28 protein-coding genes are annotated in these 25,417 nt (G+C 51.7%); 26 read left to right on the top strand and 2 right to left on the bottom strand.

Annotation, left to right across the window (positions count from 1 at the left end; genetic code table 11):
- The first annotated feature begins 41 nt into the window (after positions 1 to 41).
- Both rsgA and ACYVSB_RS07265 read left to right on the top strand, forming a co-directional pair.
- Positions 42 to 917, top strand: coding sequence for a ribosome small subunit-dependent GTPase A (gene rsgA, locus ACYVSB_RS07270; protein ID WP_461218936.1), 876 nt, complete (start codon positions 42 to 44; stop codon positions 915 to 917).
- 23 nt (positions 918 to 940) lie between these two features.
- Positions 941 to 1,588 carry a thiamine diphosphokinase gene (locus tag ACYVSB_RS07265; RefSeq protein WP_461218935.1) on the top strand — a complete coding sequence of 216 codons (648 nt, stop codon included), beginning with the start codon at positions 941 to 943 and terminating at the stop codon, positions 1,586 to 1,588.
- A 42-nt stretch (positions 1,589 to 1,630) separates the two neighbouring features.
- Here the strand turns inward: ACYVSB_RS07265 and ACYVSB_RS07260 are convergent, their stop codons facing one another.
- Positions 1,631 to 1,867 carry a hypothetical protein gene (locus tag ACYVSB_RS07260; RefSeq protein WP_461218934.1) on the bottom strand — a complete coding sequence of 79 codons (237 nt, stop codon included), beginning with the start codon at positions 1,865 to 1,867 and terminating at the stop codon, positions 1,631 to 1,633.
- A 176-nt stretch (positions 1,868 to 2,043) separates the two neighbouring features.
- On the opposite strand from ACYVSB_RS07260, the gene ACYVSB_RS07255 reads away from it, so the two are divergent.
- From ACYVSB_RS07255 to ACYVSB_RS07180, 16 genes are all read left to right on the top strand, one after another.
- Positions 2,044 to 2,283, top strand: a complete 240-nt coding sequence (locus ACYVSB_RS07255; RefSeq protein WP_461218933.1) for a hypothetical protein — start codon at positions 2,044 to 2,046, stop codon at positions 2,281 to 2,283.
- A gap of 59 nt (positions 2,284 to 2,342) precedes the next feature.
- Positions 2,343 to 2,597 carry a hypothetical protein gene (locus ACYVSB_RS07250; protein ID WP_461218932.1) on the top strand — a complete coding sequence of 85 codons (255 nt, stop codon included), beginning with the start codon at positions 2,343 to 2,345 and terminating at the stop codon, positions 2,595 to 2,597.
- A gap of 38 nt (positions 2,598 to 2,635) precedes the next feature.
- Entirely contained in the window at positions 2,636 to 2,821 is a 186-nt protein-coding gene (gene rpmB, locus ACYVSB_RS07245) for a 50S ribosomal protein L28 (RefSeq protein ID WP_057823002.1), read from the top strand.
- 414 nt (positions 2,822 to 3,235) lie between these two features.
- The gene (locus ACYVSB_RS07240) at positions 3,236 to 3,586 is read left to right on the top strand and encodes a hypothetical protein (protein ID WP_461218931.1); all 351 of its coding nucleotides are present in this window, start codon (positions 3,236 to 3,238) and stop codon (positions 3,584 to 3,586) included.
- 30 nt (positions 3,587 to 3,616) lie between these two features.
- Positions 3,617 to 3,985 (top strand): Asp23/Gls24 family envelope stress response protein, encoded by a 369-nt coding sequence (locus tag ACYVSB_RS07235; protein WP_125601537.1) that lies wholly within the window; start codon positions 3,617 to 3,619, stop codon positions 3,983 to 3,985.
- 31 nt (positions 3,986 to 4,016) lie between these two features.
- Positions 4,017 to 5,681 (top strand): DAK2 domain-containing protein, encoded by a 1,665-nt coding sequence (locus tag ACYVSB_RS07230; protein ID WP_461218930.1) that lies wholly within the window; start codon positions 4,017 to 4,019, stop codon positions 5,679 to 5,681.
- A gap of 107 nt (positions 5,682 to 5,788) precedes the next feature.
- Positions 5,789 to 7,819, top strand: a complete 2,031-nt coding sequence (gene recG / locus ACYVSB_RS07225) for an ATP-dependent DNA helicase RecG (protein WP_461218929.1) — start codon at positions 5,789 to 5,791, stop codon at positions 7,817 to 7,819.
- 15 nt (positions 7,820 to 7,834) lie between these two features.
- Entirely contained in the window at positions 7,835 to 8,836 is a 1,002-nt protein-coding gene (gene plsX / locus ACYVSB_RS07220) for a phosphate acyltransferase PlsX (protein ID WP_461218928.1), read from the top strand.
- Positions 8,837 to 9,062: 226 nt separating this feature from the next.
- Complete coding sequence (gene acpP / locus ACYVSB_RS07215; RefSeq protein WP_461218927.1) at positions 9,063 to 9,305, top strand: acyl carrier protein; 243 nt, start codon at positions 9,063 to 9,065, stop codon at positions 9,303 to 9,305.
- A 117-nt stretch (positions 9,306 to 9,422) separates the two neighbouring features.
- Entirely contained in the window at positions 9,423 to 11,192 is a 1,770-nt protein-coding gene (locus ACYVSB_RS07210) for an oligopeptide ABC transporter substrate-binding protein (protein WP_461218926.1), read from the top strand.
- Positions 11,193 to 11,315: 123 nt separating this feature from the next.
- Positions 11,316 to 12,014: a ribonuclease III gene (gene rnc / locus ACYVSB_RS07205; RefSeq protein WP_461218925.1), complete on the top strand. Its 699-nt coding sequence runs from the start codon at positions 11,316 to 11,318 to the stop codon at positions 12,012 to 12,014.
- A gap of 22 nt (positions 12,015 to 12,036) precedes the next feature.
- The gene (smc, locus tag ACYVSB_RS07200) at positions 12,037 to 15,585 is read left to right on the top strand and encodes a chromosome segregation protein SMC (protein WP_461218924.1); all 3,549 of its coding nucleotides are present in this window, start codon (positions 12,037 to 12,039) and stop codon (positions 15,583 to 15,585) included.
- A 57-nt stretch (positions 15,586 to 15,642) separates the two neighbouring features.
- Positions 15,643 to 17,220 carry a signal recognition particle-docking protein FtsY gene (gene ftsY / locus ACYVSB_RS07195; protein ID WP_461218923.1) on the top strand — a complete coding sequence of 526 codons (1,578 nt, stop codon included), beginning with the start codon at positions 15,643 to 15,645 and terminating at the stop codon, positions 17,218 to 17,220.
- Between the two features lie 27 nt (positions 17,221 to 17,247).
- Positions 17,248 to 17,601, top strand: a complete 354-nt coding sequence (locus ACYVSB_RS07190) for a putative DNA-binding protein (protein ID WP_125601514.1) — start codon at positions 17,248 to 17,250, stop codon at positions 17,599 to 17,601.
- A gap of 13 nt (positions 17,602 to 17,614) precedes the next feature.
- Entirely contained in the window at positions 17,615 to 19,054 is a 1,440-nt protein-coding gene (gene ffh, locus ACYVSB_RS07185; RefSeq protein ID WP_461218922.1) for a signal recognition particle protein, read from the top strand.
- A gap of 56 nt (positions 19,055 to 19,110) precedes the next feature.
- On the top strand, positions 19,111 to 19,401 hold the full coding sequence (locus ACYVSB_RS07180) for a hypothetical protein (RefSeq protein ID WP_461218921.1): 291 nt from the start codon (positions 19,111 to 19,113) through the stop codon (positions 19,399 to 19,401).
- Positions 19,402 to 19,591: 190 nt separating this feature from the next.
- Here the strand turns inward: ACYVSB_RS07180 and ACYVSB_RS07175 are convergent, their stop codons facing one another.
- Entirely contained in the window at positions 19,592 to 19,738 is a 147-nt protein-coding gene (locus ACYVSB_RS07175) for a hypothetical protein (RefSeq protein ID WP_461218920.1), read from the bottom strand.
- A 152-nt stretch (positions 19,739 to 19,890) separates the two neighbouring features.
- Here ACYVSB_RS07175 and ACYVSB_RS07170 point away from each other — a divergent pair, with 152 nt between their 5' ends.
- The 8 genes from ACYVSB_RS07170 (at position 19,891) to ACYVSB_RS07135 (ending at position 24,519) form a co-directional block, all read left to right on the top strand.
- Positions 19,891 to 20,373, top strand: a complete 483-nt coding sequence (locus ACYVSB_RS07170) for a hypothetical protein (protein ID WP_461218919.1) — start codon at positions 19,891 to 19,893, stop codon at positions 20,371 to 20,373.
- Positions 20,374 to 20,433: 60 nt separating this feature from the next.
- Positions 20,434 to 20,709 carry a 30S ribosomal protein S16 gene (gene rpsP / locus ACYVSB_RS07165; RefSeq protein ID WP_125601506.1) on the top strand — a complete coding sequence of 92 codons (276 nt, stop codon included), beginning with the start codon at positions 20,434 to 20,436 and terminating at the stop codon, positions 20,707 to 20,709.
- A gap of 4 nt (positions 20,710 to 20,713) precedes the next feature.
- Positions 20,714 to 20,962: a KH domain-containing protein gene (locus ACYVSB_RS07160; protein ID WP_125601504.1), complete on the top strand. Its 249-nt coding sequence runs from the start codon at positions 20,714 to 20,716 to the stop codon at positions 20,960 to 20,962.
- Positions 20,963 to 21,144: 182 nt separating this feature from the next.
- Positions 21,145 to 21,666, top strand: coding sequence for a ribosome maturation factor RimM (gene rimM / locus ACYVSB_RS07155; RefSeq protein ID WP_125601501.1), 522 nt, complete (start codon positions 21,145 to 21,147; stop codon positions 21,664 to 21,666).
- 2 nt (positions 21,667 to 21,668) lie between these two features.
- A complete protein-coding gene (trmD, locus tag ACYVSB_RS07150; RefSeq protein ID WP_125601498.1) occupies positions 21,669 to 22,418 on the top strand; it encodes a tRNA (guanosine(37)-N1)-methyltransferase TrmD in 750 nt (249 codons plus the stop codon).
- A 96-nt stretch (positions 22,419 to 22,514) separates the two neighbouring features.
- Positions 22,515 to 22,862 carry a 50S ribosomal protein L19 gene (gene rplS, locus ACYVSB_RS07145; RefSeq protein WP_461218918.1) on the top strand — a complete coding sequence of 116 codons (348 nt, stop codon included), beginning with the start codon at positions 22,515 to 22,517 and terminating at the stop codon, positions 22,860 to 22,862.
- A gap of 316 nt (positions 22,863 to 23,178) precedes the next feature.
- Positions 23,179 to 23,814: an NAD(P)H-binding protein gene (locus ACYVSB_RS07140; RefSeq protein ID WP_461218917.1), complete on the top strand. Its 636-nt coding sequence runs from the start codon at positions 23,179 to 23,181 to the stop codon at positions 23,812 to 23,814.
- Positions 23,815 to 23,979: 165 nt separating this feature from the next.
- The gene (locus tag ACYVSB_RS07135; protein ID WP_461218916.1) at positions 23,980 to 24,519 is read left to right on the top strand and encodes a hypothetical protein; all 540 of its coding nucleotides are present in this window, start codon (positions 23,980 to 23,982) and stop codon (positions 24,517 to 24,519) included.
- The last annotated feature ends 898 nt before the right edge of the window (positions 24,520 to 25,417 follow it).

Genomic DNA, 25,417 nt, shown 5'->3' with positions numbered 1-25,417 from the left:
ACAGCGCGCCGGCGAATCAAACAACGAAAGCGAGGGCGACAATGCCAGTTGGAAAAATAATCAAATCGATCAGTGGGTTCTATGATGTGTTGCAAGCCGATGGGACGATTGTGCGGACCCGGGCCCGGGGGAATTTTCGTAAGCAGCGGATCAAACCAGTGGTTGGCGATCAAGTTGAATTCGCCGACGCTTATTTGCTGAAGCTCGCGCCACGGAAAAACGAGCTGGTGCGGCCGCCGATCGCCAATATTGATCAGGCAATCGTGGTGATGAGCGCTACCGAACCGGAATTTTCGCCGAACTTGCTGGATCGTTATTTGGTTTATTTAGCTAGCCAAACTATTGCCCCGCTGATCTTTGTTAGTAAACTGGATTTGTTGTCAGAGTCAAGACAAGCGGCGTTGGCTCCGATGTTTGCGGCCTATCGCCAGATCGGTTATCCAATTTTTCTAGGGACAACTGAGCTGGCCCAGGATTTTGCGGAATTACGCCAGGCTTTACACGGCCAAGAGACGGTGGTGATGGGGCAATCGGGCGCCGGCAAATCAACGTTGCTGAATCATCTGTTGCCGCAATTAGGTTTGGCGACGGCGGAGATCTCCACGAGTTTGAATCGGGGTAAACACACGACCCGCACGGTTACCTTGTATCCCTTTGCGGGGCAGGGGTTGATCGCGGATACACCGGGCTTTTCCTCCCTGGAGTTGACCGGGATCAGTTTGACTGATCTGCCCACCTTGTTTCCAGAGTTCCAGGCGGTCGCGGCCCAATGCCGTTTCCGCGGCTGTCTTCATTTGCAAGAACCAGATTGTGCGGTGAAGGCGGCGGTAACGGCGGGTACGATTCCCGCCTTTCGTTATGAAAACTATCAACAATTGCACGGCGAAATCGCCGCGTTAAAACCAACATATCGCTAAATCGAGAAAAGAGGTTCTAAGCCATGCCAAGAACCGTTTCTATTATGCTGGGCGGACCGACAGCCCAAATCCCACCGCTACCAACCGCGCCGTCAGCGCTGTGGATCGGCGTGGATCATGGGCTGATTTATTTATTGGATCATGGAATCACGCCCGCGATCGGACTGGGCGATTTTGATTCGCTAACCGCGACTGAACGCCACCGCATCGAACAGGCCATTCCTGATCTGCGTTACACCACACCGGAGAAAGATTTCACGGATTCGCAATGGGCGTTGACGACTGCTTTCACTGACCTGCAAGCGGATCAAGTCGAGCTTTATGGGGCGACCGGTGGACGGCTGGATCATGAATTGGTCAACCTTTTTATGATGACCATGCCCAGCTATGCGGCTTGGCTAGGGCGGGTGGCGCTGATCGACCGGCAAAATGTGATTCGTTTTTATGGTCCGGGCACCTATACGCTTCCACCAGACCCGGCCTACCACTATCTTGCTTTTGTCAGCTTGACCGCAGTCGAGCAGCTGACTTTACGGCAAGTTAAATATCCGCTGTCCGCTTACACAGCGGCCTTTCCGACTTCGTGGTCCAGCAATGAATTTTTACCTGACACGGCGGCCGTTTTTTCGTTTGACGCTGGGGTGGTGGCGGTGATCTTGACCCGGGATTAGTTGCGGTGGGCAATGTTTGAGCTGATTGGGAACGACTAGTTTCTATGCTTGATCTTGCGCTTGATTGCGGGTTTTGGTGGGTGTTGCGCGTGAGCGCAACCGGCTGGGACTGCTGATGCGGACTGGAACGTGGTGGGCATCGTTTGAAGCCAATCCGCAAAGTGCGCGGCTTGTCTTCAAATCGAGCCTTGTCCTAAGCGGCAAAGCCGCCAAGGACAATTTCACCACTGAGCCGCGCAGTCCCAGCCGGTTGCTGGGCAGAATTGAGCTTATCTGCAATCGAAGCTAAAGATTTGACGAAGTGCTTTGGCAAGCGAGAGGTCAAAACAATTGCCCACTTTTAGGGTGGTACGGCAATACCAACTGATTTGGATTAGGCGGTCGGGCCATTTGTGTAGGCTGAACTGCTCTGCTTGTTTCCTTAGCAATTTCTGAGTGGAAACCAACCGATTCAATTGACTGATCAAGAACTTGCCTCAGTTCATCAGACAGACTGTACTGGTGTCACCAATTTAAAGCTGGTGACCACTAACCACGGTCGTCAATGGCGTGGCTCTCCATCAATTGGTGATAGCTTGCCAGTCGGCGTGAGTATTCAAACGACTGCTATAATGTTGAGCGGCTGGAGCGGAGAAATTCGGGGTGAGATCGCCGTGAAATGTTTGAGAGTGGGAGCCGACCTGGGCAGCTTCTGAGCATTAGCCTAGCAACCATTTTGGTGGCTGGGCCTTGCCTCCGGAATGGTTGCGTAGCTATGCGGAAGAAGCTAGGTCGGCGAACACGTTTGGCGGCTTTGCCGCTTAGGACAAGGCTCAGCTTTGAGCTTCGCGGGTTTTGCGAAGCTCAAAGTGACGCCCACAGCGAGCTCACCCCGAATTTCGCAGCGCAAGCCGCGGTTAATATCAACACTGGAAAGTACGTTCCGTGCCAGCGCAGGAAAAGTTTTCCCAGTTACTTTCAAAATTTTGCTTGCACCCCTAGGGCATTTATGATAGATTTAATCAGGTAAGCTTTTTACGAATACATAACCAAGAAGGAGGTACGACAATGGCTAAAGATTTTATTACTGGACGTAAAACAAGTTTCGGGAACAAGCGCTCACACGCTTTGAACTCATCACGCCGCACTTGGAAGCCAAACCTTCAAAAGGTTCGTATTTTAGTTGACGGCAAGCCTAAACGCGTTTGGGTCTCTGCTCGTGCACTTAAATCAGGTAAAGTTACACGCGTCTAGTACGTGTTAAAAAGTTGATCACAGCCTTTGTCGCTGTGATCTTTTTTTATTGTCCTAACAGAATCGTGAAATAGTGGCTTTTTTGCCAGTAATCATCAAGCAAATTGTTACGGTATTACTATCGGTACGAATTTGTAATTGCCAACCGTTGCCGTCAACTGCGTGGAAATTTGTCAATTTATACGAGGGCAGCTACCAGTTTCTCCGAGCATTGTTGTGGTACTGCAAACTCAACTGAGGTGGATTAGTTGCATGGTGCAGGTTGTCTTGGCTAATCATCTTGCCTGCTCCTTAAACAATTTTCGAAGGAATTGACAGATTCAGCCGCTTCATCAGAAACTTGACCCAGTTCATCAAACAGACTGCACTGGTGTCACCAATTTAAAAATTGTAACCACTAACCACGGTCGCCATTTGCGTGGCTCCCCATCAATTGGCCATAGCCTGCCAGCGGGCGTGAGTGCTCAAACGACTGTTAAAACGTTGAGCGGCTGGAGCGGAGAAATTCGGGGTGAGATCGCCGTGTCGTTATTCTTAGCGGCTTTGCCGCTTAGAATAAGGCTCAGCTTTGAGATTCGCGGGTTTTGCGAAGCTCAAAGTGACGCCCACAGCGAGCTCACCCCGAATTTCGCAGCGAAAGCTGCGGGCATCATTGAAACGTGCTCACAGTCAACCCGTTGCGCTCCGCACTCTGATCTTTTCCATACATCTTGTTTTCAAATGCGGCGGCGTTATGCTAAAATGGTGAGTGGAATGCTATCATGATATGTTAAGAATCATTATAGGAGGCGCCATATGGCAGTCAAAATCAAATCGAAATATGGTGAGATCGACATCGCCAACAGTGTGATCGCTACTGTGGTCGGCGGTGCCGCAACCGATATTTATGGAATTGTTGGCATGGCCAGCAAAAATCAGATCCGCGATAACTTAAATGAAATTCTACGGCGGGAGAATTATGCCCGCGGGGTTGTTGTCCGTCAGGAGGATGACGACGTGGCGGTTGATGTTTATGTTGTGGTCGCGTATGGTACTAAAATCTCTGAAGTTTGTCGAAATGTGCAAGATAAAGTAAAATACAATCTTGAATCAATGCTTGGGATGGCAGCAAACTCAGTCAATGTGTTCGTGCAGGGTGTCAAGGTCCTTGGCGATTTAGATTAAAGTTGAGTAAATGTCATCAGGAGGAACAACTGTGGAGTTAAAAGAGATACGAGCAAAAGAATTTCAAGATATGGTCCGAGTCGCTGCACACCGGCTGGGCTTGAACGCTGACTTCGTCAATTCATTGAACGTTTTTCCGGTGCCAGATGGTGATACGGGTACGAACATGAATTTAACGGTCAAATCGGGAGCAAAGGCGGTCAATGAGTCCAACGCTACTGATGTAGGGACCTTGGCTAAGGCGTTTGCCAAAGGGTTATTGATGGGCGCTCGGGGTAATTCTGGGGTGATCACCTCACAACTGTTTCGTGGCTTCGCTAAGAGCATGGAGCACAAAGAAACACTAAACGCCCAAGACGTGATCGACGCCTTTACTGGCGGGGTTCAGACGGCTTATCAAGCGGTGATGAAGCCAGTTGAAGGGACGATTCTGACGGTCGCTCGGGAAGCTGCAAAAGGCGCTTTGCTGAAAGCCAAGAAAACCGACGATATTATCGAGATCATGCGAGCGTTGGTGGAATCCTCCAAGAAATCCTTGGCGAATACACCGAATCTGTTGCCTGTTTTGAAAGAGGTCGGGGTGGTTGACTCTGGCGGCCAGGGCTTGGTCTTCATTTATGAAGGGTTCCTGGAAGGTCTTTCCGGCGAAACCGCGGAGCAGGATGTTTACGTGCCTGATGAACAAGAGATGGATGAGATGGTCAACGCCACCCATCACCAGTCGGCGCAAAGTCATTTGGCGACGGCTGATATTGTCAACGGTTACTGTACAGAAATGATGATCGAGTTGGGGAAGGACGCCACAACGGCTGATCAGTTCGATTACAATGACTTCCGTCAACATTTAAGTGAGATCGGCGATTCATTGTTGGTTGTCGCCGATGATGAAGTCGTCAAAGTCCATGTCCACACCGAGAATCCTGGCGAAGTTTTAGGTTATGGCCAACGTTATGGCGCCCTTGAGAAAATCAAGATCGACAATATGCGAATCCAGCATGAAACGATCATTGATCATGATGAGGCCGAACCAGAAGAAGCCAAGGAATGGGGCATTGTCGCCATTGCCGCCGGTGAGGGCGTCGCTGATCTGTTCCGAAGTCTGGGCGCGACTTATGTATTGAGTGGCGGTCAAACGATGAACCCAAGTACCCAAGACATCGCCGACGCGATCAAAGCGACCAAGGCGGAAAAGGTCATTGTCTTGCCGAATAATGGCAATATTCTTTTGGCGGCGCAACAAGCGGCTGAGGTGGTCGACGCTAAAGTCGCCATTGTTGCCAGCAAATCGATTTCTCAAGGCATGACTTCATTGCTGTCCTTTAATGGCGAGGCGTCCCTTGAAGAGAATCAAAGCGAAATGACCGCGGCTTTAGCAACCGTGAAAAGTGGCTCGATCACGCAAGCGATTCGCGATACGGAAATCGATGGGTTACAGATCCACAAAGATCATTTCATGGGAATCGTTGATGGCAAAATCATTGTCGATGATCCTAACCGACAAACGGCTGCGATCCAAACAGCCCTGAAGATGCTCGATGAAGACAGCGAGATCGTGACCTTGATCGTTGGGCAGACCGGTGATGAAACCGAGGCGCAAGCTGTCGCCGACGCGATCACTGCTCAAGATGACGCGATCGAAGTTGAGATCCATGAAGGTGATCAACCCGTTTATCCATATTTGATCGCGGTAGAATAGAAGATGATTTTTCATGGTAAAGAAGAACGCGTGGGGTGGATTTTTGCCAGGCGCGCTCCTTTACCATTTTTATTTGGACTGCATCGTCGTGATTGGGAGGTGACGTCATGGCATTGGATGATTCAGTCAGTCAATTGGCCGGAGTTGGACCTAAAACTGTGACGGCCCTCGGGGAGCTAGGGATTCACACCTTGCGGGAGCTGCTGTTTTACTTTCCTTTTCGGTATGATGATTTAAAGGCGCGTCCCCTGGCGGAATTGCAGGATCAGGAAAAGGCGCTGTTCAAGGGCGTGGTGATCAGTGAACCGGTGATCAGTCGCTTCGGACCGCACAAAATCCGGCTGAACGTGCGCTTGTTGATCGATTCGGTGGCGGTGATCGCGACGTTCTTCAACCAACCTTGGCTTAAGGATAAATTTGTCCCGGACGAAGAAGTCGCGATTTACGGCAAATGGAATGAACCGCAAAAGCGAGTGGTGGGGATGAAAGTCATTACCCAGCAGACACAAAATGAGCTGGATCCCATCTATTCTGTGAACAAAGGGATGCGCCAGAAGAAATTGATCAGCCTGATCCAAACCGCTTTTAAACAGGAAGCGGCGGGGTTGGTTGATGTGATCCCCGCGGAAATCCGCCAGCATTATCGTTTGCTGACCGATTTCGAATTGGTGCGCCAAATGCATTTTCCCCGTAATCAAACCGAATCAACCGCGGCGCGGCGGACGGCTATTTTCCGGGAGTTCTTCTTGTTTGAGGTGCAGATCGCCCAATTGCGCCAACAGGACCAAGACCCGGAGCAAGGGTTGGTGTTGCCCTATCAACTCGCGCCCTTGCGGCAATTCATTGGCACACTGCCGTTCAAATTGACGGCGGCGCAAAAGCGCGTGGTCAATGAAATTTGCGCCGATTTGAAAGCGCCGGCTCATATGAACCGGCTGCTTCAAGGTGACGTGGGCTCAGGGAAAACAGTGGTGGCGGCGATCGCCATGTTCGCTGCCGTAACCGCGGGCTTCCAAGCGGCCTTGATGGTGCCGACCGAAATTCTGGCGGAGCAGCATTTCCAGAAACTAAAGCGGCTGTTCGCGCCGATGCAAGTCACCGTCACGTTATTGACCGGTTCGTTGAAACCAGCCGAGCGGGAGCAGGCCTTGCAAGCCATCAAGTCCGGGCGGACCAATATTGTCATCGGGACCCACGCTTTGATCCAGTCCGGCGTCGCGTTCAAGGCTTTGGGGTTTGTCGTGATCGATGAGCAACATCGTTTCGGCGTCAATCAACGCCGGGCCTTACGGGAAAAGGGACAAAACCCCGATGTTTTGGCGATGACCGCCACACCGATCCCGCGGACGCTGGCGATCACCACTTATGGCGAAATGGCGATTTCCACCATTGACGAATTGCCGGCGGGGCGGCGTCCGATCGAAACACATTGGCTGAAGACCAATCAGGCCAATCAAGCCTTGGCCCTGACTGAGCAACAGTTGGCCCAGGGGGATCAAGCCTTCGTCATCGCGCCTTTGATCAGCGATTCCGACCAGGTCAATTTGAAAAACGCCGAAGACCTTTACGAACGTTTAACAAAATATTTCGGCACTCGTTATCAGGTGGCCTTGTTGCATGGGCAGATGACACCAGCGGACAAAGAGGCCACTATGGCAGCTTTCAGCCAAGGTCAAGTTCAGGTTCTGGTGGCGACCACGGTGGTGGAAGTTGGCGTGGATGTGCCCAACGCGAACGTGATGCTGATCTTTAACGCGGACCGCTTCGGTTTGGCGACGTTACACCAGTTGCGGGGCCGGGTCGGTCGGGGAAAGCGGCAAGCTTATTGTTATTTGATTGCTGACCCGACCAATGAAGTGGCGGTCAAACGGATGGAAATCATGACGGCGACCAATGATGGGTTTGTTTTGGCGGAGGCCGACTTGAAATTACGGGGTCAAGGTGATATTTTTGGAGATAAGCAATCGGGCTTACCCGAATTTCGCCTGGGCGATCCGATCACCAACAACAATACACTGATGGCGGCGCACCAGGTCGCCGAAGAATTGATAACAGCCGATCCGACCTTGCGTCAACCGGATCATCAGGGGCTGGCACAATATCTGCGCGCGCAACAAGCCGCGGACCAATTTGATTGAAGGATGGAAGCAATGATGAAAATCGCAGTAGATGCTATGGGCGGCGATCACGCGCCAGCAGTTGTCATTAAGGGAGTCGAGCAGGCCCGGGATCAATGGCCAGATCTGGAGTTTGTTTTGTTTGGCGATCTGGCGCAAGTCAAACCCCTGATCCAAAACGACGAACGCTTGACGTTGGTGCAATCAAATAGTGTGATCACCAACGAAGATGAGCCGGTCAAAGCGGTGCGCTCTAAGAAAGATTCGTCAATGGTGATGGCCGCGCAAGCCGTTAAAGATGGCGCCGCGGAGGCCGTTTTCTCCATGGGGAATACGGGCGCCTTGTTGGCTACCGGGATTTTCGTGATCGGGCGCATCAAAGGCATTGATCGACCAGCGTTGATGCCAACGTTGCCGACAACGAATCCCAATAATGTGGTCAATTTACTTGACGCTGGCGCCAACGCTGAAAGCAAGGCCAATTACTTGGAACAGTGGGCCTTGATGGGGTCGATCTACGCCCGGGATATTCGCGGCATCAAGGAACCGCGGGTCGCACTTTTGAACAATGGCAGTGAGTTTGACAAGGGTGACAGTTTACATCAAGAGGTCTACCAACGGTTACAAGCCAACCCGAATTTGAACTTCCAAGGCAACGTGGAAGCTGGTTTTATTTTGACGGACGTGGCGGACGTGGTGGTCACCGACGGGTTCACCGGCAACGCGGTCTTGAAAGCAACCGAAGGCATGGCGGCGCTGTTGATGAATCAGATCAAAGCAAGCCTGTTGAACGGCGGCGCGCGGGCCAAGCTCGGCGCGGTCTTGATCAAGCCGGCGTTAGGTGGGGTCAAGCAACGTTTCAGTACTTCGGCGAATGGCGGCGCGGTCCTGCTGGGCGTTAACGCGCCGGTCATCAAAACTCACGGCGGATCCAAGGAAGCGGCGGTCGTCTCCACGATCGGTCAAATTCGCGAAATGCTGGTCAAAAAGACGATTCCCCAAGTGATCGACTATTTGAAGCAAAATCCGATCAAATAAACACTTTTGTTGGGGTCGTCGCGGACGTTGCAGGCGCTGTTGCCTTTTTTTCACGGAATTAAATGGTTTTCGCGCCCCGTCCGCTGGCGTTTTCCTGTATAATATGAACAGATCACTCTGGCGTGACCGCTTAGCCGGATGTGATTGGCCAGGTGGTTATGAACGCCAGGTGACCAGAAGTTCAAATAAGTGATCAATTGATTTGTTGTGACGAGGAGGAATGATGATGACAGAAACAGAAGTCTATAATAAAGTAGTTGGCCTGATCGCAGAGCGTTTTGAGGTCAAGGCGGATCAACTTTCACGGTCGACCAGTATCAAAAATGATTTAGCGGCGGATTCGATCGATTTGGTGGAGTTCGTGCTGGAGCTTGAAGATACCTTTGGCGGTGAAATTCCGGACGATGAGGCTGAGAAGTTGAACACAATCGATGATGTGGTCAAGTATATCGTGGCGCATCAAGCGTAAGCGCGCGGTCACACGCGTTCGTGAAGTCGTTAAAGGCGGCGTCGATCAAGATGTCGCGTGTCTAGAGTGGGGCGACCTGCTCTTATTTTGTGTAAAAAGGGAGTTCAAAGGCAGACGATGAGATTGGTTTGGAAGAAAGGCTGGCGGCTGGGCGTTATTTTGGCGCTACTGATGGTTTTGACGGCGTGTCAGACGGAACAAACACAGAAAGTGACCCAACAACAAGCCGCGAAGACCTTGGCGAAATTGCCGGAGCAGGTCACAAATTCGAAGAAAAGCATTGCCGGCGGACACTTTAAGTATGCGCTTGTTTCGTGGTCGCCGTTTAAGGGGATTTTCAACGAGGCGTTGGCGACCGATACCAACGATCAGATTATCGCCGCGCCAGGCAACGAGGGATTGTTTCGCTATAACGCGGACTTCCGGATCGTCGATGGCGGGGCCGCTAATTTGCGGCTGGACGTGGCCGCGAAAACAGCCACGATCACCATCAACGATCGGGTGCGCTGGTCGGATGGTCAACCGTTGATCGCCGCCGATATCCTGTATTCCTACCAAATCATCGCTAACCCCCAAAGCCAGAGTCAACGGTACACCGGCTCTCTAGCTGGAATCGTTGGTTTGGCGGAGTATCACGCGGGCAAAACCAATCAAATCAGTGGGATCACCATGCCTGATGGCGCCCAGGGGAAGCGAGTCGTGATTCAATTCAAGGCGATGAAACCGGGCATGACCCATAGTGGGAATGGCTATTTCTGGGAATATGCTAGTCCCAGCCATCAACTGGCGCAGATTCCCTTCGCCAAACTGGCCACCTCCGCGGCATTGCGTAAGCAGCCTTTGTTCTTTGGCGCTTTCAAGGTCAAGTCGATCGAAGCTGGTCAGTCGGTCACCTGGGTTCCCAATCCCTACTACTATGGTAGTAAGCCACATTTGGCCGCAATCACCTTCAATGTGGTCTCGCCCAACGCGGTGGTCGGCGCCATGCGCAAACATCGTTATGATGTGGCCACGGTGGCCAGTGATCAGTGGGCCGATCTCCAACCCGTGGCGCGAACCGACTTCCTCGCGCGCCAGCCTTTAAGCTATCGGTACTTGGCCTTCAAGGTGGGCACCTATCAGAACGGCCATAACGTGATGGATCCCCAGAGCAAAATGGTTGATTTAGCGTTGCGCCAGGCCTTGATTTATGGCTTGGATCTGGACAAGATCACCAAGAAGTACACCAATGGCTGGCAATTCCCCATCAAAACGTTGATTCCGGCTGCTTTTAAGCAATACTATAATCCCCAGGCGCAAAGTTACAGCTATGATCCCGCTAAGGCGGCTAAATTATTGGATCAAGCAGGTTATCGTAAGAAGGGCAAGTGGCGGACGCAACCCAATGGCCAGCCGCTAGTTCTGCACTTCGCGGCGAAACAGGATCTGACCGGGAAAGATGAAATCGTCCAGGCGTACTTGGCGGCGTGGCATCGCTTGGGTTTGAACGTGAAGCTAACATCTGGTCGTCTTTTGGAAGCCAACTCCTTTTATGACAAGTTAGAAAATGATGATCCCGAGATCGACTTCTTCGAGGCTGGTTGGGATCTGTCCACGGAACCGTCACCAGCGGATTTGTACGCGGCCACAGCGCCGTTTAATTTCGGACGCTTTGTGACCGCCGAGAACACCGCCTTGTTGAACAAAATCGATGGGTTAGGCGCGTTTAATGAGCAAGAGCGCATCAAAGCCTTCAAGAGTTGGCAAACTTATATGAATCAGGCCGCCTATGTGGTGCCAACCACGAGCAGTTATGACGTGCGGGCGATCAACGCCCGGGTCAAAGGCTTCTCCTTAGCACCCGACGCCAATTGGAAAGATGTTAGTGTTACAGCCAAGTCGCGGTAGTCACGGTCTGGCGCTAAGAACCCGGTCGTCTTTTGCTGATGGCCGATTTGTTGTATAATAAATAACATGATTGCCGACGCGAAAATCATTTCGGGTCGGCTGAAAAATAAGGAGTTGAGTCAAGTGGTAGCAGCAGAATTCACCTCACATCTCCGGGCAAAATATGGTGTGGAGTTTAAGAACCTGGCGCTTTTGGACGCGGCTTTCACCCACGCTTCCTTCGCCAATGAGAATCGCAATCTCGGCTATGGTAATTATGAACGCTTGGAATTTCTCGGCGATGCCGTGATGGAACTGGCCGTCTCTGATTATCTGTTTGAACATTACAAGAAATTACCGGAAGGACGGTTGACCCGGATGCGGGCGGCAATCGTCAAGTCTTCTAGTTTTTGTAATTTGGCGTTGGAGGCTGGGTTCCAGCCGTACATTCAATTAGGGGTGGGCGAAGAACGAACGGGTTCGCGCCAACGGGCCAGCTTGTTGGAAGACGTGTTCGAGGCGTTCAATGGCGCGCTTTACCTGGATCAAGGGATGCCCGCGGTGGTGGCGTTTCTCGAGCAGATTTTGTTCCCGAAGATCGATGCTGGTCAATATTCCTATGATATGGATTTCAAAACTAGATTACAGGAATATTTACAACAAAATGGTGAACGGAAAATCAATTATGAGGTGCAGACCGTTACCGGTAATGGCCACGACAAGGTTTTTGAAGTCGAATTGCAAGTGGACGGTCAGGCTATTGTTACCGGTCGCGGCACCAATAAGAAGAACGCCGAGAAAGCCGCCGCGAAAAACGCTTTGGACATGTATCACGTGGAATAATTAAGAACAGGTTGGAAGTTGTATGCCCCTTAAATCTTTGCTCATCAATGGATTCAAATCATTTGCGGATAAAACGACGTTGACTTTTACCCAGGGAATCACCGGCATTGTCGGCCCCAATGGGAGTGGAAAAAGCAACATTACCGAAGCGATTCGCTGGGTGATGGGCGAGCAATCGGCCAAGAGTTTGCGGGGCAGTCATATGCCTGATGTGATCTTTGCCGGTAGCGCGATCCGCCCGCCGTTGAATCGCGCCGAAGTGACTTTAGTTTTCGATAATCAGGACCATGAATTGCCTGTTGACCGCGCCACGGTGACCATCACCCGGCGCTTATTTCGTGATGGCACCAGTGAGTTCTATCTTAACCAGAAGGCCTGTCGCTTACGGGATATTACCGATCTTTTCTTGGATTCGGGACTGGGGAAGGCCTCGTTTTCAATTATTTCGCAGGGCCGCGTCGAGGAAATCTTCAATTCCAAGCCAGAAGAACGGCGGACGATCATTGAAGAAGTGGCCGGCGTCTACAAATATAAGCAGCAGAAGAAGCAGGCCGAGGCCGAGTTGGCGGTGACTGAGGAGAACTTGAATCGGGTCGCGGACATCCATGATGAATTGGCGGAACGGGTCGAGCCATTGCGCAAGCAGGCTAGTTTGGCGCGAGATTATCAGCAGCAAAAGGCCAAGTATGACCAGTTGGACCAACAGATCCTGGCGTTGGAACTGCACGAGCTCGAACAGCAAAAGCAAACGCGGTTGGAGCGGCAAACGGAATTGGCGCAAATCGCCGCGCAGATCGACCAAGAGGCGGCGGCGACCAATCAGCAAGTCAGCGACTTGCGGGCCCAAACCGGCCAGTTGAACGAGGCCATCGAAACCAAACAAGCCGCGTTATTGGAACAAACGCGCCAAGCCGAAGCGCTCAATGGCAAGATCTCCCTGTCCACGGAGCGGTCCAGCTACCATCAAACTAGCCTGGCTGGGTTGGAAAAGGAACTGACCGAAGCGCAGGAGAAGCAGGCGCAGCAAACCGCGAACTTGGCGACCACCACCACTAATCTGGCGGCGGCCCAAGCGCAAAAAACGCAATTGGATACGCAACTGGCGCAGTTGACCGCGCAGGCTTCCGAGGATCAAGACGATATCGCCGCCAAGTTAGATGAGTTACGGGGCGACTATATCGACTTGCTCCAGCAACAAACCACGTTGCGCAACGCGGTGGTTTTCCAGCGGGAACAATTGACCCAGCAACAGCGCCAGCAAGAAACCATGAGCACAGAAAAGACGGCTCAGACCGACAAATTGGCGGTTCAACAGGCGCAAGTGACCGCGCTAACCGCGCAAGTAACTGAATTGACGCGGACACAAACGTCTAGCGAGGCCCAAGTCACGCAGCTGCAACGCCAGTATCACGAGCAAGGTCAGACGATCGAGACGCAACAGCGGGCTTGGTACGACCAGTTGGCCGAGTTCCAACAGCTTAAGGCTCGTTACCAAAGTTTACAAGAATCAATGGAAGATCATAGCGGTTTCTATATTGGCGTGCGAACGGTGCTTGATCCTAAGAACCACTTGACTGGCTTGCGCGGCGCGGTGGCCGATTTACTCACGGTCCCTGATCGTTTTCAAACGGCGATCGAGCAGGCCTTAGCGGGTCAATTGCAACAGATCGTTTGTCAAGACGCCGCTAGCGCTGGTCGGGCGATCGCGCTGTTGAAAGAAAAACAGTTGGGCCGGGCGACATTTCTGCCGCTGACCACGATTCAACCGCGCTCTTTGCGGGGGGATCTGCGGACGACGGCGGCCGCATTGCCTGGTTATTTAGGAGTGGCGGCTGAGTTAGTGACCATGCTGCCGGAACTGCAAGTGATCCAGCAACATTTATTAGGCAATGTTTTGGTGGTCGATGATTTGCCCCACGCGACGGCGGTGGCGAAGGCGATTCGCTACCAAGCCCGCATTGTGACTTTAGAAGGGGATATTTTGACCCCAGGCGGCGCCATGACTGGTGGCCGGGTGAAGCAGCAGGGGCGCGGTTTGCTAAATCGGCAACAGTTGCTGACAACTTTGAAACACCAGATCAAAACAGCGCAACAGGAGCTCAATGACCAGCAAGCTCAGATCCAAGCGACCAAGACCGCGCGCCAAGCAGTCAGCGGGCAGCTGACCGCGACGGAAATGGCCGTGAAGGAAAGTCAGAGTCAGTTGGTTCAACTTCAAGGTCAATATCAGCAAGCCCAAAGTCAGTTGGAACGGCTGCAACGGGACGCGCAAGTGGCGGCCTTGGATCAGCAACATTTGCAACAAGCGGCGGCGGATCTTCAGGCGGCATTGACGACCCAAGAGCAACAACAGGAACATTTAAATCAACAAGTGGAACAAGCCAAGGCGACGATTGCCCAACAGCAAGAACGGTTGGCCAATTTCACCAACCAGAAAGACAATTTGACCCAACAGATCAACGAAGTCAAAACCCAACAGGCAGTGGCCGCCATGTCCTTGACCAATCATCAAGAATTGCAGCAACGGCAACGCCAAGCCTTGACGACTTCAACGGCCCGGGCGGCGGACTTGACGGCGCAGATCACCGCGCTTCAGGCCAACGCTTCGCAAACCACGGTGGACTTAGATCAGGTCCAGCATCAGCTGACTACCCTCCAAGAGACGATCGCGGCCAGCCAAACCGCGCTCCAACAATTGAAGCAGCACCGGACTGAGCAAGAACAGGCGATCGCCGAACTGGAACCAGCGGCGCAACGCTTTTATCAGTTGCAGAAAGAAACGGCCAAGGAACAAGAGGCGGTGGCGGTTAAGCTGAATTCGCTGAAAACGGCGATGGACACGCGCTTGACCACCTTACGTGAAGCCTATCAATTGACCTATGAGGCCGCTTATCAGGCGGCTGCGGCTGCTGAGTTGGCGCAGTTGCGTTCCGACTTTAAACTCGTTAAGCTGGCCTTGGCGGATATTGGGCAAGTCAACTTAGGCGCGATCGCTGAATTCGACGCGGTCAATGAACGCTACCAATTCCTGACCAAGCAACAAGACGATTTGATCGCGGCGCGCAAGCAATTGTTGGCGACGATGGCGGAAATGGATCAAGAAGTCACCCAGCGGTTTGCCACAACGTATCATGCCATTGATGAGGCCTTCCAAGCGGTCTTTCCGCAAATGTTTGGCGGTGGCAAGGCACATTTGGTGTTGACCGATCCAGAGGCCTTGCTGACCACCGGCGTTGAGATCAACGCTCAGCCACCGGGCAAGAAATTACAGCACCTGAGCCTGCTTTCCGGCGGTGAACGGGCGTTGACAGCGATCACCTTGTTATTTGCGATTTTGAAAGTGCGACCGGCGCCATTTAGTATTTTGGACGAGGTCGAGGCTTCATTAGATGAGGCCAACGTGGTTCGTTTCGCCAACTATCTGCAACATTACGAACAGAAAACACAGTTCATCGTCATTACGCACCGGAAAGGCACGATGATGAAAGTCGATCGACTGTATGGTGTGACCATGCAGGAATCCGGCGTTTCGAAAATCATTAGTGTTTCGTTGACCGATGTCGCGCAGTAAGTGATAATCAAGTTAGTCAAGACGGCATGAGTACCGCATGAGAAAGGAAGGACTGCAATGGGATTTTTCGATCGGGTCAAAAAGGCCTTCGGTGGTGGGAAGAAAGAGGAAAACACCACCCCTAAGCAAGCGACAGAAACAGCGGCCAACCAGGCCAGTGACCAAACAAACGCCACGCCTGCACCAGCCGCTGATCAAGCGGCGGCCAACACAGGCGCGGACGCCACGGCGGCCGAATCAAACGTATCGGAAGCCACGGTGGCAGAACCAACGTTGTCAGAACCCACCTCACCAGAATCAACCGCATCAAAACCTATTCAGTCGGAACCAGCGTCTACGGAACCAGCTTCAACCGAGTCAACGTCAACAGAACCAGCTTCAACAAAACCGACTTCAACAGAACCGACTTCAACTGAATCAGCGTCAGCAGAGCCAACTTCAACCGAATCAACATCAACGGAACCAACCTCAGACGAAGCGCAACCAGACACCCAAGCCACAACACCTAGTCCAGCAGCGGTGCCGCCAGCGCAGGCGCCATCAGTCGCCCCAGCTGAGTCCACGGCGACTTCCGCAACGACTTCCACAACTGACGCCGACACCGATACTGCTGAGACCAGCACCGCCGACACCAGCGCCAATACCAGCGCCAATACCGCTGACTCGACCGCTGCGGCCACGTCAGCGACTGGTTCGGTGGCGGCGTATGATCAAGGCCTGTCCAAAAGCCGTCACGGTTTTGCGGCGCGCCTGAATCAATTTTTGGCTGGCTTTCGGACTGTTGACGAGGATTTCTTCGAAGATTTGGAAGAAATGCTGATCGAGGCCGATGTGGGCTTCGAGACCGCGATGACCATCAGTGATCAGTTGCGCGACGAGGTCAAGCTGCAAAACGCTAAGACCAAGAAGCAAGTAGGGCTAACCATTGTGGAGAAGATGGTCGATCTTTATGGCGCGGAAGGCGCGGCTGAAGACAATGCGCTTCATTTCGCCGCGCAGGAACAAGGTCCGACGGTCTTTCTCTTTGTCGGCGTCAATGGCGCTGGCAAAACCACGACCGTGGGCAAACTGGCCGCGCGGCTGAAAGGTGAGGGACAGAAGGTCTTGCTGGCCGCCGCGGATACTTTCCGGGCGGGCGCGATCGAACAATTGGCAACCTGGGCGCGCCGCGTGGGGGTTGATTGTGTCACCTCTGATCCTGGCGCTGATCCGGCTTCGGTGGTTTTTGAAGCGGTCCAGAAAGCCAAGGCCGAACATTACGACATCCTGCTGGTGGATACCGCCGGGCGGTTACAGAATAAAGTCAATTTAATGAACGAACTGGCTAAAATCAAGCGGGTGATCGTGCGCGAATTGCCGCAAGCGCCCCAAGAAGTCTTGTTGGTGCTAGACGCCTCCACCGGTCAGAACGCTTTGAGCCAAGCGAAACAATTCAAAGAAACAACGGCAGTGACCGGCATTGTTTTGACCAAATTGGATGGCAGTTCCAAAGGCGGGATCGTCATCGCCATTCGCAATGAGTTGCATTTACCCGTCAAGTTGGTTGGCCTAGGGGAGAAAATGACGGATCTGGCGGATTTTGACGCCGAGAAATTCGTCTACGGCCTCTTCAAGGGTCTGATTGATGACGCGTAAACGACAACAGGGGAGTTGGTGGCGCTAATGGCAGATGAAGTGGTAGAATTGAATGAACGGATCAACGAACTATTTGACTTTTACCGACCGTTACTGACGCATAAACAAGCGACTTATTTGGAGTTGTATTATGCCCAAGATTATTCATTAGGCGAGATCGCGGCGCAGTTCTCAGTCAGTCGGCAGGCGGTTTATGATAATTTGAAGCGCACCGCCAAGATCTTACTGGGTTACGAGGCCAAGCTCCATTTGATCGATCATTTCCAACAGGAAGTGGCGCTAGTCGATCAATTGAAGGCCCAAGTCACGAGCAAATATCCGGATGATCCGCAATTACAACAATTACTGCAAAGTTTTGAAAAACTTGTCGATTCTCAATAAGGTGGTAAACTAAATGGCATTTGAAGGACTAACAGAGCGTTTACAGAAAGCATTTAGCGGACTGCGCCGCAAAGGTAAAGTCAGCGAAAGCGATGTCCGCGACGCAATGCGCGAGATTCGGCTGGCCTTGCTGGAAGCCGATGTTAATTTCAACGTCGTCAAGGATTTCGTCAAAACCGTCCGCGCTAAAGCGGTGGGCAAAGAAGTCTTGGATTCACTGACACCATCGCAACAAATCATCAAGATTGTTCACGATGAATTGGTCAAGGTGATGGGCGAATCGGCGGTGCCGTTGAATACAGCGCCGCATATTCCCACAATCATTATGATGGTCGGCCTCCAAGGCGCTGGTAAAACCACCACCGCCGGGAAACTAGCCAGTCGCTTGATCAAACAAGAAAAGGCGCGCCCGCTGATGATCGCCGCCGACGTTTATCGTCCGGCCGCCGTTGATCAGTTGGTCACCATTGGCCAGCAATTGTCCGTGCCGGTTTTCGAAATGGGGACGGATCATGATCCCGTTGAGATCGTCCGCCAAGGGTTGGCTCAGGCGGAAGCGAACAAGAATGATTACGTCATTATTGATACCGCCGGTCGTTTGGAAATCGACGAACAATTGATGAACGAATTGAGCCGGATCCAAGAACTGGCCCATCCCAACGAAATTCTGTTAGTCGTTGACGCAATGACCGGTCAAGTCGCGACCCAGGTTGCTGAAGGCTTCAACAAACAGTTGGACCTGACTGGGGTAGTGCTGACCAAGTTAGATGGCGATACTCGTGGTGGGGCCGCTTTGTCCATTCGCGCGGTCACCGGCAAGCCAATCAAGTTTGTTGGTCAAGGCGAGAAGCTGGACCAATTGGATATCTTCTATCCTGATCGGATGGCCGACCGAATCTTGGGCATGGGCGACATGATGACCCTGATTGAGAAGGCCCAGACCGATTACGACGCCAAGCAAGCCGAAGACATGGCTCAGAAGATTCGCGAGAACAGCTTCGACTTCAACGATTTCGTCGAGCAAATGAGCCAACTGGAGAACATGGGCCCCTTAGACGATTTGATGAAGATGGTTCCGGGCATGGCCAATAATCCAGCCCTGAAAAACGTCAAAATGGATCCCAAAGACATTGACCATTTGAAGGCGATCGTTTATTCAATGACCCCAGCGGAACGGGAAGATCCCGAATTGTTGAACCCTAGCCGGCGCCGTCGGATCGCGGCAGGTTCAGGGCGCAATGTTCAAGAAGTCAACCGGATGATCAAGCAGTTCAAGCAATCCCGAGAGATGATGCAGAAGATGTCCAAAGGCAATTTTGCCGGCATGGAGAATCTCTTCGGCAGTGGCATGCAAGGTAAAATGGGCAAAATGGCGATGAACTCCATGGTACGAAAGCAAAAGAAAGCGAAGAAGAAACGCTTGAAGAATGCCAAGCGGTTCAAGTCGAATTAGTTGTGGGCGGGTTCGTGAGAACCTGCTTTTTTGTTTTGGTGATAATTGCAGGTGTGGTGGGTGTTGCGCGTGAGCGCAACCGGCTGGGACTGCTGATGCGGACTGGAACGTGGTGGGCATCGTTTGAAGCCAATCCGCAAAGAGCGCGGCTTGTCTTCAAATCGAGCCTTGTCCTAAGCGGCAAAGCCGCCAAGGACAATTTCACCACTGAGCCGCGCAGTCCCAGCCGGTTGCTGAACAGAATTGAGCCTATCTGCAATCATGGCGAAGGATTTGACGAAGTGGTTTTGCAAGTGTGGTGGTCAAACAATTGCCCACTTTTTGGGGTGATATGGCAATACAACTGATTTCGGAAGTCTAAGTTCAGTTTTTGAGTCTTCGCTTGATTTTAGGTGTGCTGGGGTTGGGTGGGGACGCAACCGCCTCAGGACGCTTGTCGTGGCTGGAAACGTGCTCACCGACCCAGCTCCCTGCGCTTAGCTACGCAATTGTTCCGGAAGCGAAGTGCGGCTTCCAAAACAATTGCTAGGCTAATGCTCAGGAGCTACCCGGGTCGGTTCGCACTCTGTTTCGAACGCGGTGGGCATCGTTTGAAGCCAATCCGCAAAGTGCGCGGCTTGTCTTCAAATCGAGCCTTATTCTAAGCGATAAATCGCTAAGAATAATCTCACCGCTGAGCCACACGTCCTGAGGCGGTTGCTCGGCAGAATTGAGCTTATCTGCAATGGAAGCGAAGGATTCAATGAAGTGGTTTTGCAAGCTAGATATTAAAACAATTGCCCATTTTGGGGTGGTACGTCAATGCCAACTGATTCGGATTAGTTGGTTGATACAGTTTGCACCGGTTGGACGTCTTTACCTGCTTCCTAGACAATCCTCGGTTAAACCGACGGATTCAGTCGATTCATCAAGAACTTGCCTTAGTTCATCTGACAGACTGTACTGGTGTCACCAATTTAAAGTTGGTAACCACTAACCACGGCCGTCAGTTGCGCGGCTCCTCATCAATTGGCGATAGCTTGCCAGTCGGCGTGAGTGCTCAAACGGCTGTTATAACGTTGAGCGGCTGGAGCGGAGAAATTCGGGGTGAGATCGCCGTGAAATTGTCCTTGGCGGCTCTGCCGCTTAGGACAAGGCCTGATTTTGAGACAAGCCGCGTACTTTGCGGATTGGCTCAAAACAGCGCCCACAGCGAGCTCACCCCGAATTTCGCAGCGCAAGCTGCGGCCAACCTACTTTTGCTCATTAAGCAACGCGTTTCAAAAAATATCCGCCTGTCAAGAAAAAGCTCTTTACACGTCCGATCATTTCTGGTATAGTATTGAAGTTGATTATTTTGGGACGTTACATATTAACGTTACTTACAGGAGGAACTATCTATGACCGTTAAAATTCGTTTACGCCGGATGGGCTCAAAGCGCCGTCCTTTCTACCGTTTAGTTGTTGCTGATTCACGCGCACCTCGTGATGGCCGCTTCATCCAAGAAGTTGGTTACTACAACCCAGCAAGTGAACCCGTTCAATTGAAATTAGACGAAGATGTGATCTTCGACTGGTTACAAAAGGGTGCTCAACCTTCAGATACCGTTCGGACTTTGTTGTCGAAACAAGGCCTGATGAAGAAATATCACGAAGCTCGCTTCGAAAAGAAGTAATTGAATGACAACAACTGAGGTCAAGGATCTGATCAGCGCCATCATTACACCGTTGATCATGACACCAGCAGCCTTCACCATTGATACCAGCGAGGACGCCCATTTCACCACGTTCAACGTGGCTTTGGATCGTAAGGATATTGGACGGGTCATTGGTAAGCAAGGTCGGGTTGCGCAAGCGATTCGCACATTGATCTACGGGATTCGGCTGGATAATGGCAAACGGATCCGTTTGAACATACTTGATAATTAGTTAGGGGGAGGCTGGGATATTTTATCTCAGCCTTTCTTATTGGCAAAGTGCGGAGTGCAACAGGGTGACTTCGAGCACTAGCATAGCGATGCCTTTGGTAGCGGTCTTTGCTGCCGAGGATGTCACATAGCTAAGCACAGAAGTCAGTTGGACGCAGCACGTTTCAAAAGGAGGACGGAACGGTGACAGAAACAAATTATTATGAAGTTGGCACGATCGTCAACACCCATGGGATTCAAGGCGAAGTGCGGGTGATCGCGACCACTGACTTTCCAGAATTGCGTTTCAAGAAAGGCCAGCGTCTGTTCATTCAACAAAATCATGGTTATTTACCCTTGGAGATCACGGGCCACCGGATCCACAAACAATTTCATTTATTGACCTTCAAGGATTACCAAGATATCAATTTGGTGGAACCCTTTAAAGGGAAATTGCTGTATGTCGCCGAGGCCGATCAACAGAAGTTGGCGCCCAACGAATATTATTATCGGGATATCATTGGGCTGACGATTTTGGATCATGAAACTAAGGAACCGTTAGGCAAGGTCAAGGAAATTCTGGCGCCTGGCGCGAACGATGTCTGGGTGATCCAGCGGCCGGGTCAGGCGGATCTGCTCTTGCCGTTTCTCAAATCAGTCGTTTTGGCGATCGACTTGACCACGAAAACAGCTTTGGTCGATGTACCCGCAGGATTGGATGATTAGGTATGCAAATTGATATTTTAAGTTTGTTTCCGGATATGTTTAGCGCCTTGCAGGAGTCGATGATCGGCAAGGCCCAAGCGAGAAACTTGTTGAAAATCGATGTCACTGACTTTCGCGACTTCGCGGCCAACAAACATCATAGCGTCGATGATACGCCTTATGGTGGCGGGGCCGGCATGTTGCTGCAAGTGCAGCCGATCGCGGCGGCGCTGGCGGACGTGACCGCCAAGCACGGTCCGGCTGAGCGGACGATTATTTTGGATCCGGCTGGGCGCCAATTTGACCACCAATACGCGGTGGAGTTGGCTCAAGCGCAACATTTGGTCTTCATCTGTGGCCACTATGAAGGCTTCGATCAACGGGTCTACGATTTAGCCACAGACACTGTTTCATTAGGCGATTATGTCTTGACCGGCGGCGAGTTGCCGGCGATGGTGATGATCGATGCCTTGGCGCGGCAGATCCCCGGCGTGCTCGGCAGTCAAGAGTCGGCGGCGACCGATTCTTTCGCGCAGGGGCTGTTGGAATACCCGCAATACACCCGCCCAGCCGATTATCAAGGGCAGAAAGTTCCCGAGGTCCTGATGAATGGCAATCATCAATTGATTCGCGACTGGCGTCTAAAAGCGGCGGTTTGGCGGACGTTGCAACAACGACCGGACTTGTTGGCGCAACTGGATGATCCCCAAATCGCCGCGCTTGTTCGCGAATTAAATCGCCGCGATGACTTGTCAAGCTTCAATGATTTATGATAGAATATAAAATTGTGGTGCGAGCCATATAACAACGATATTCCGCTGTCTCGGTCTGAAAACAAGGTAAGAATGTCGGCGAAAGAGGAGAAAAACATGAACCCATTAATTTCTGAGATCACCAAGAGTCAATTGCGTAGCGATATTCCTGATTTCCGTGCCGGCGATACTTTACGTGTCCACGCTAAAATCGTCGAAGGTACCCGCGAACGTGTCCAGCTTTTCGAAGGTGTTGTGATCAAACGCCGTGGTACTGGCATCAGCTCAACTTATACCGTTCGTAAGATCAGTAACGGTGTTGGCGTTGAACGGACTTTCCCACTGCACACACCTCGTGTTGAGAAGATCGAAGTTGTCCGTCATGGTGCTGTCCGTCGTGCGAAATTGTACTACTTACGCGCATTGCGAGGCAAAGCTGCTCGGATCAAAGAAGCAAAACGTTAATCAAAAGATTGATGATCGAAAACCCATTCCCTGGCGGAATGGGTTTTTGTATCTCCTTTGCTAGCCTCATTGACCAACAGTAGCCGTAAAATCTCGCTGCTGGGAAAAGTGTGAGCTGGATGTTGCTGAAAGACGGTTGGGTAGGTAATTATGCTTTTCAGGCATAGCCGCGATCAATAATAGGTATTGGTCACAGCGCCAAATCTGAGCTAGGATCAGATGATGGCTGATCTTAATCCGGTGGGGCAGTCTTTGGTTGCCGCCAGCCGGGAGATCAGTAGCATTGTGAACGATAGTGAAAGGCTAGGTCAGAAAGATGAAGAAAGTTTTGATATTAGGGGCGCATGGACAGATCGCGCGGCTGGTGACAGCGCGGTTATTAGCGGAAACGGCGGATATTCAATTGACGCTGTACTTGCGGCACAGTGAGCGCTTGACGAATCCAGATCCCCGGCGCGTGGCAATCATTGATGGCGATGTCAATGACCTGCCCACATTGAGTCAAGCGGTGGCCGGTCAGGATCTGGTCTACGCGAACTTAGGCGGCGAGTTTGAACCGCTGGCGCGGAAAATCGTCCAGACGATGACAGCAAATCAGGTCAATCGGCTGATTTATGTTACCGGCTTAGGCCTCTATCATGAGGTGCCCGGGGAATTTGGTCGTTGGGTGGAAGCCAGCATTGGCACGCCGGTGATGGACGATACGCGGCGGGCGGCGGCTTTGATCGAGCAGTCGGATTTGAATTATACGATCATTCGCGCGGCTTACATGAACGATGATCCCCAGATCAATTATGAGCTGACGGAGAAAGGCGAGCCGTTCAAAGGCACGATCATTTCCCGGGCCAGTTTAGCCGATTTGATCGTAAAAATTATTCGTGACCCGCAATTGCATCAATTTGCCAGCTTAGGCGTTGATCAACCGGGCACTGACGGTGATCGCCCTTATTAAGCGGTAGCCGTCTGCCGCCAGAAAATGACAGGCGCGCGCCTGAGTGTGGATTTTCCAATGATTTCCGCTGTTTTCCGCTATTTTTATTTTTCAAAGGTCAATGGTTTATCTTTCTGCACAAATTGGCTACAATAGTAGTTAGAATGCAAGGAAATGAGGGATACCATGGTCAATTATGATGTGAATCGCGGCGTGGCGAAGATTCTGGTCACCTTACAAAATGACGCGACTGAGCAGTTGAGTGTTTCATTTGCCAGCCAGATCTTGTATCGTGATGTGTTGGTGGACCTGTTGGCAGTGACGCGCGCGGTGGAATATCGCGATAATGCTCGGGCTCAAGATTATTTGAAGGATTTACTGCGTTATTTCCCAACGACCAATCTGTCCTCACCAATGTATGATGGTCTGGCCGATCGTCGTTCGAACGAGTTGTTTGAACCGTTTCACGAAACGGTGGCGGATGTGGTTTCACCGCGAGCCAACGCGGAATATCCGGCGCTGGCTTGCGGTCAGGTCACGTTGCGCTTTCCATTGGCTGAGCGCCGTCAAACCGTGGAATTCTATGATAATCAGGGTAAGCAGATCAACTTAGGTAAATTTATCGAGTTGGCCCACGGACCTTACGCGGATGAACACCAGAACCGTGACTTAGTTAATGCTTATTCGACGGTATTGCGTGATTTCGGGTTGGAAGTTTTGGCTTGATTGCCGGTCAAAATAATTGGGTGCCTGTGGCTTGTTGCTGCAGGCGTTTTTTTTGCTTGATTACAGGTTTTGGTGGGTGTTGCGCGTGAACGCAACCGGCTGGGACTGCTGTTGCGGACTGGAAACGTGCTCCGCGCAACTGCCTTCTGTGCTTAGCTACGCAAGGTTTCTGGTAGCAAAGTTCAGCTTCCAAAATCCTTGCTAGGCTAATGTTCAGAAGCTGACCAGGTCGGGATCTCACTCTGAATAGAGCCGCGCAGTCACAGCTGGGTGCTGAACAGAATTGCGCCGATCTGCAATTGAAGCGAAGAATCTGACGAAGTGCTTTTGTGAGCGAGCGGTTGAACAATCGCCCGCTTTTTTGATGGTACGGCAATGCCAACGGATTTGGATCAGTTGGTACGGTTTTATCCGTTGAACATCTTTACCTACTTCCTAGACAAACCCTGGTGAAACCGACCAATTCAGCCGATCAAACTGATTCATCATGATCATGTCCTAGTTCATCAAGCAGGCTACACTGGTGTCACCAATTTAACGCCGCGGCCAACCTACTTTTATAACCACAGACGGTTTCACGCACGTTGTGAAAGCTTTTCGCAAAATAGGGCTTAGGATCTGCTGTTTTTGCAAAAGACGTTCGAACACGCCCGCCAGCTGTTTACGGTGAGCGTGCCGCCTGCTATGCTAGGGTCATCAAGAGAAAGCAGGTGGCATGGGTCAACCACCCGTGACTAAAGTCACAGGCTTGTGAGAGCACCGCCAAACGGCGACACGACCACAATTTGCTTAGATACAGCCATCGCCTGCAAGCAGGTCTTACGTGCTAATTACCAAAGCCTTTAGAGTCCGCAGGTTGCCAGACGGACTGTGATTCTTAGTTAAGGGCTAAGCCTTT

The sequence above is a fragment of the Lapidilactobacillus salsurivasis genome (assembly GCF_054785215.1).
This window is presented reverse-complemented; position numbering and strand designations above follow the sequence as displayed.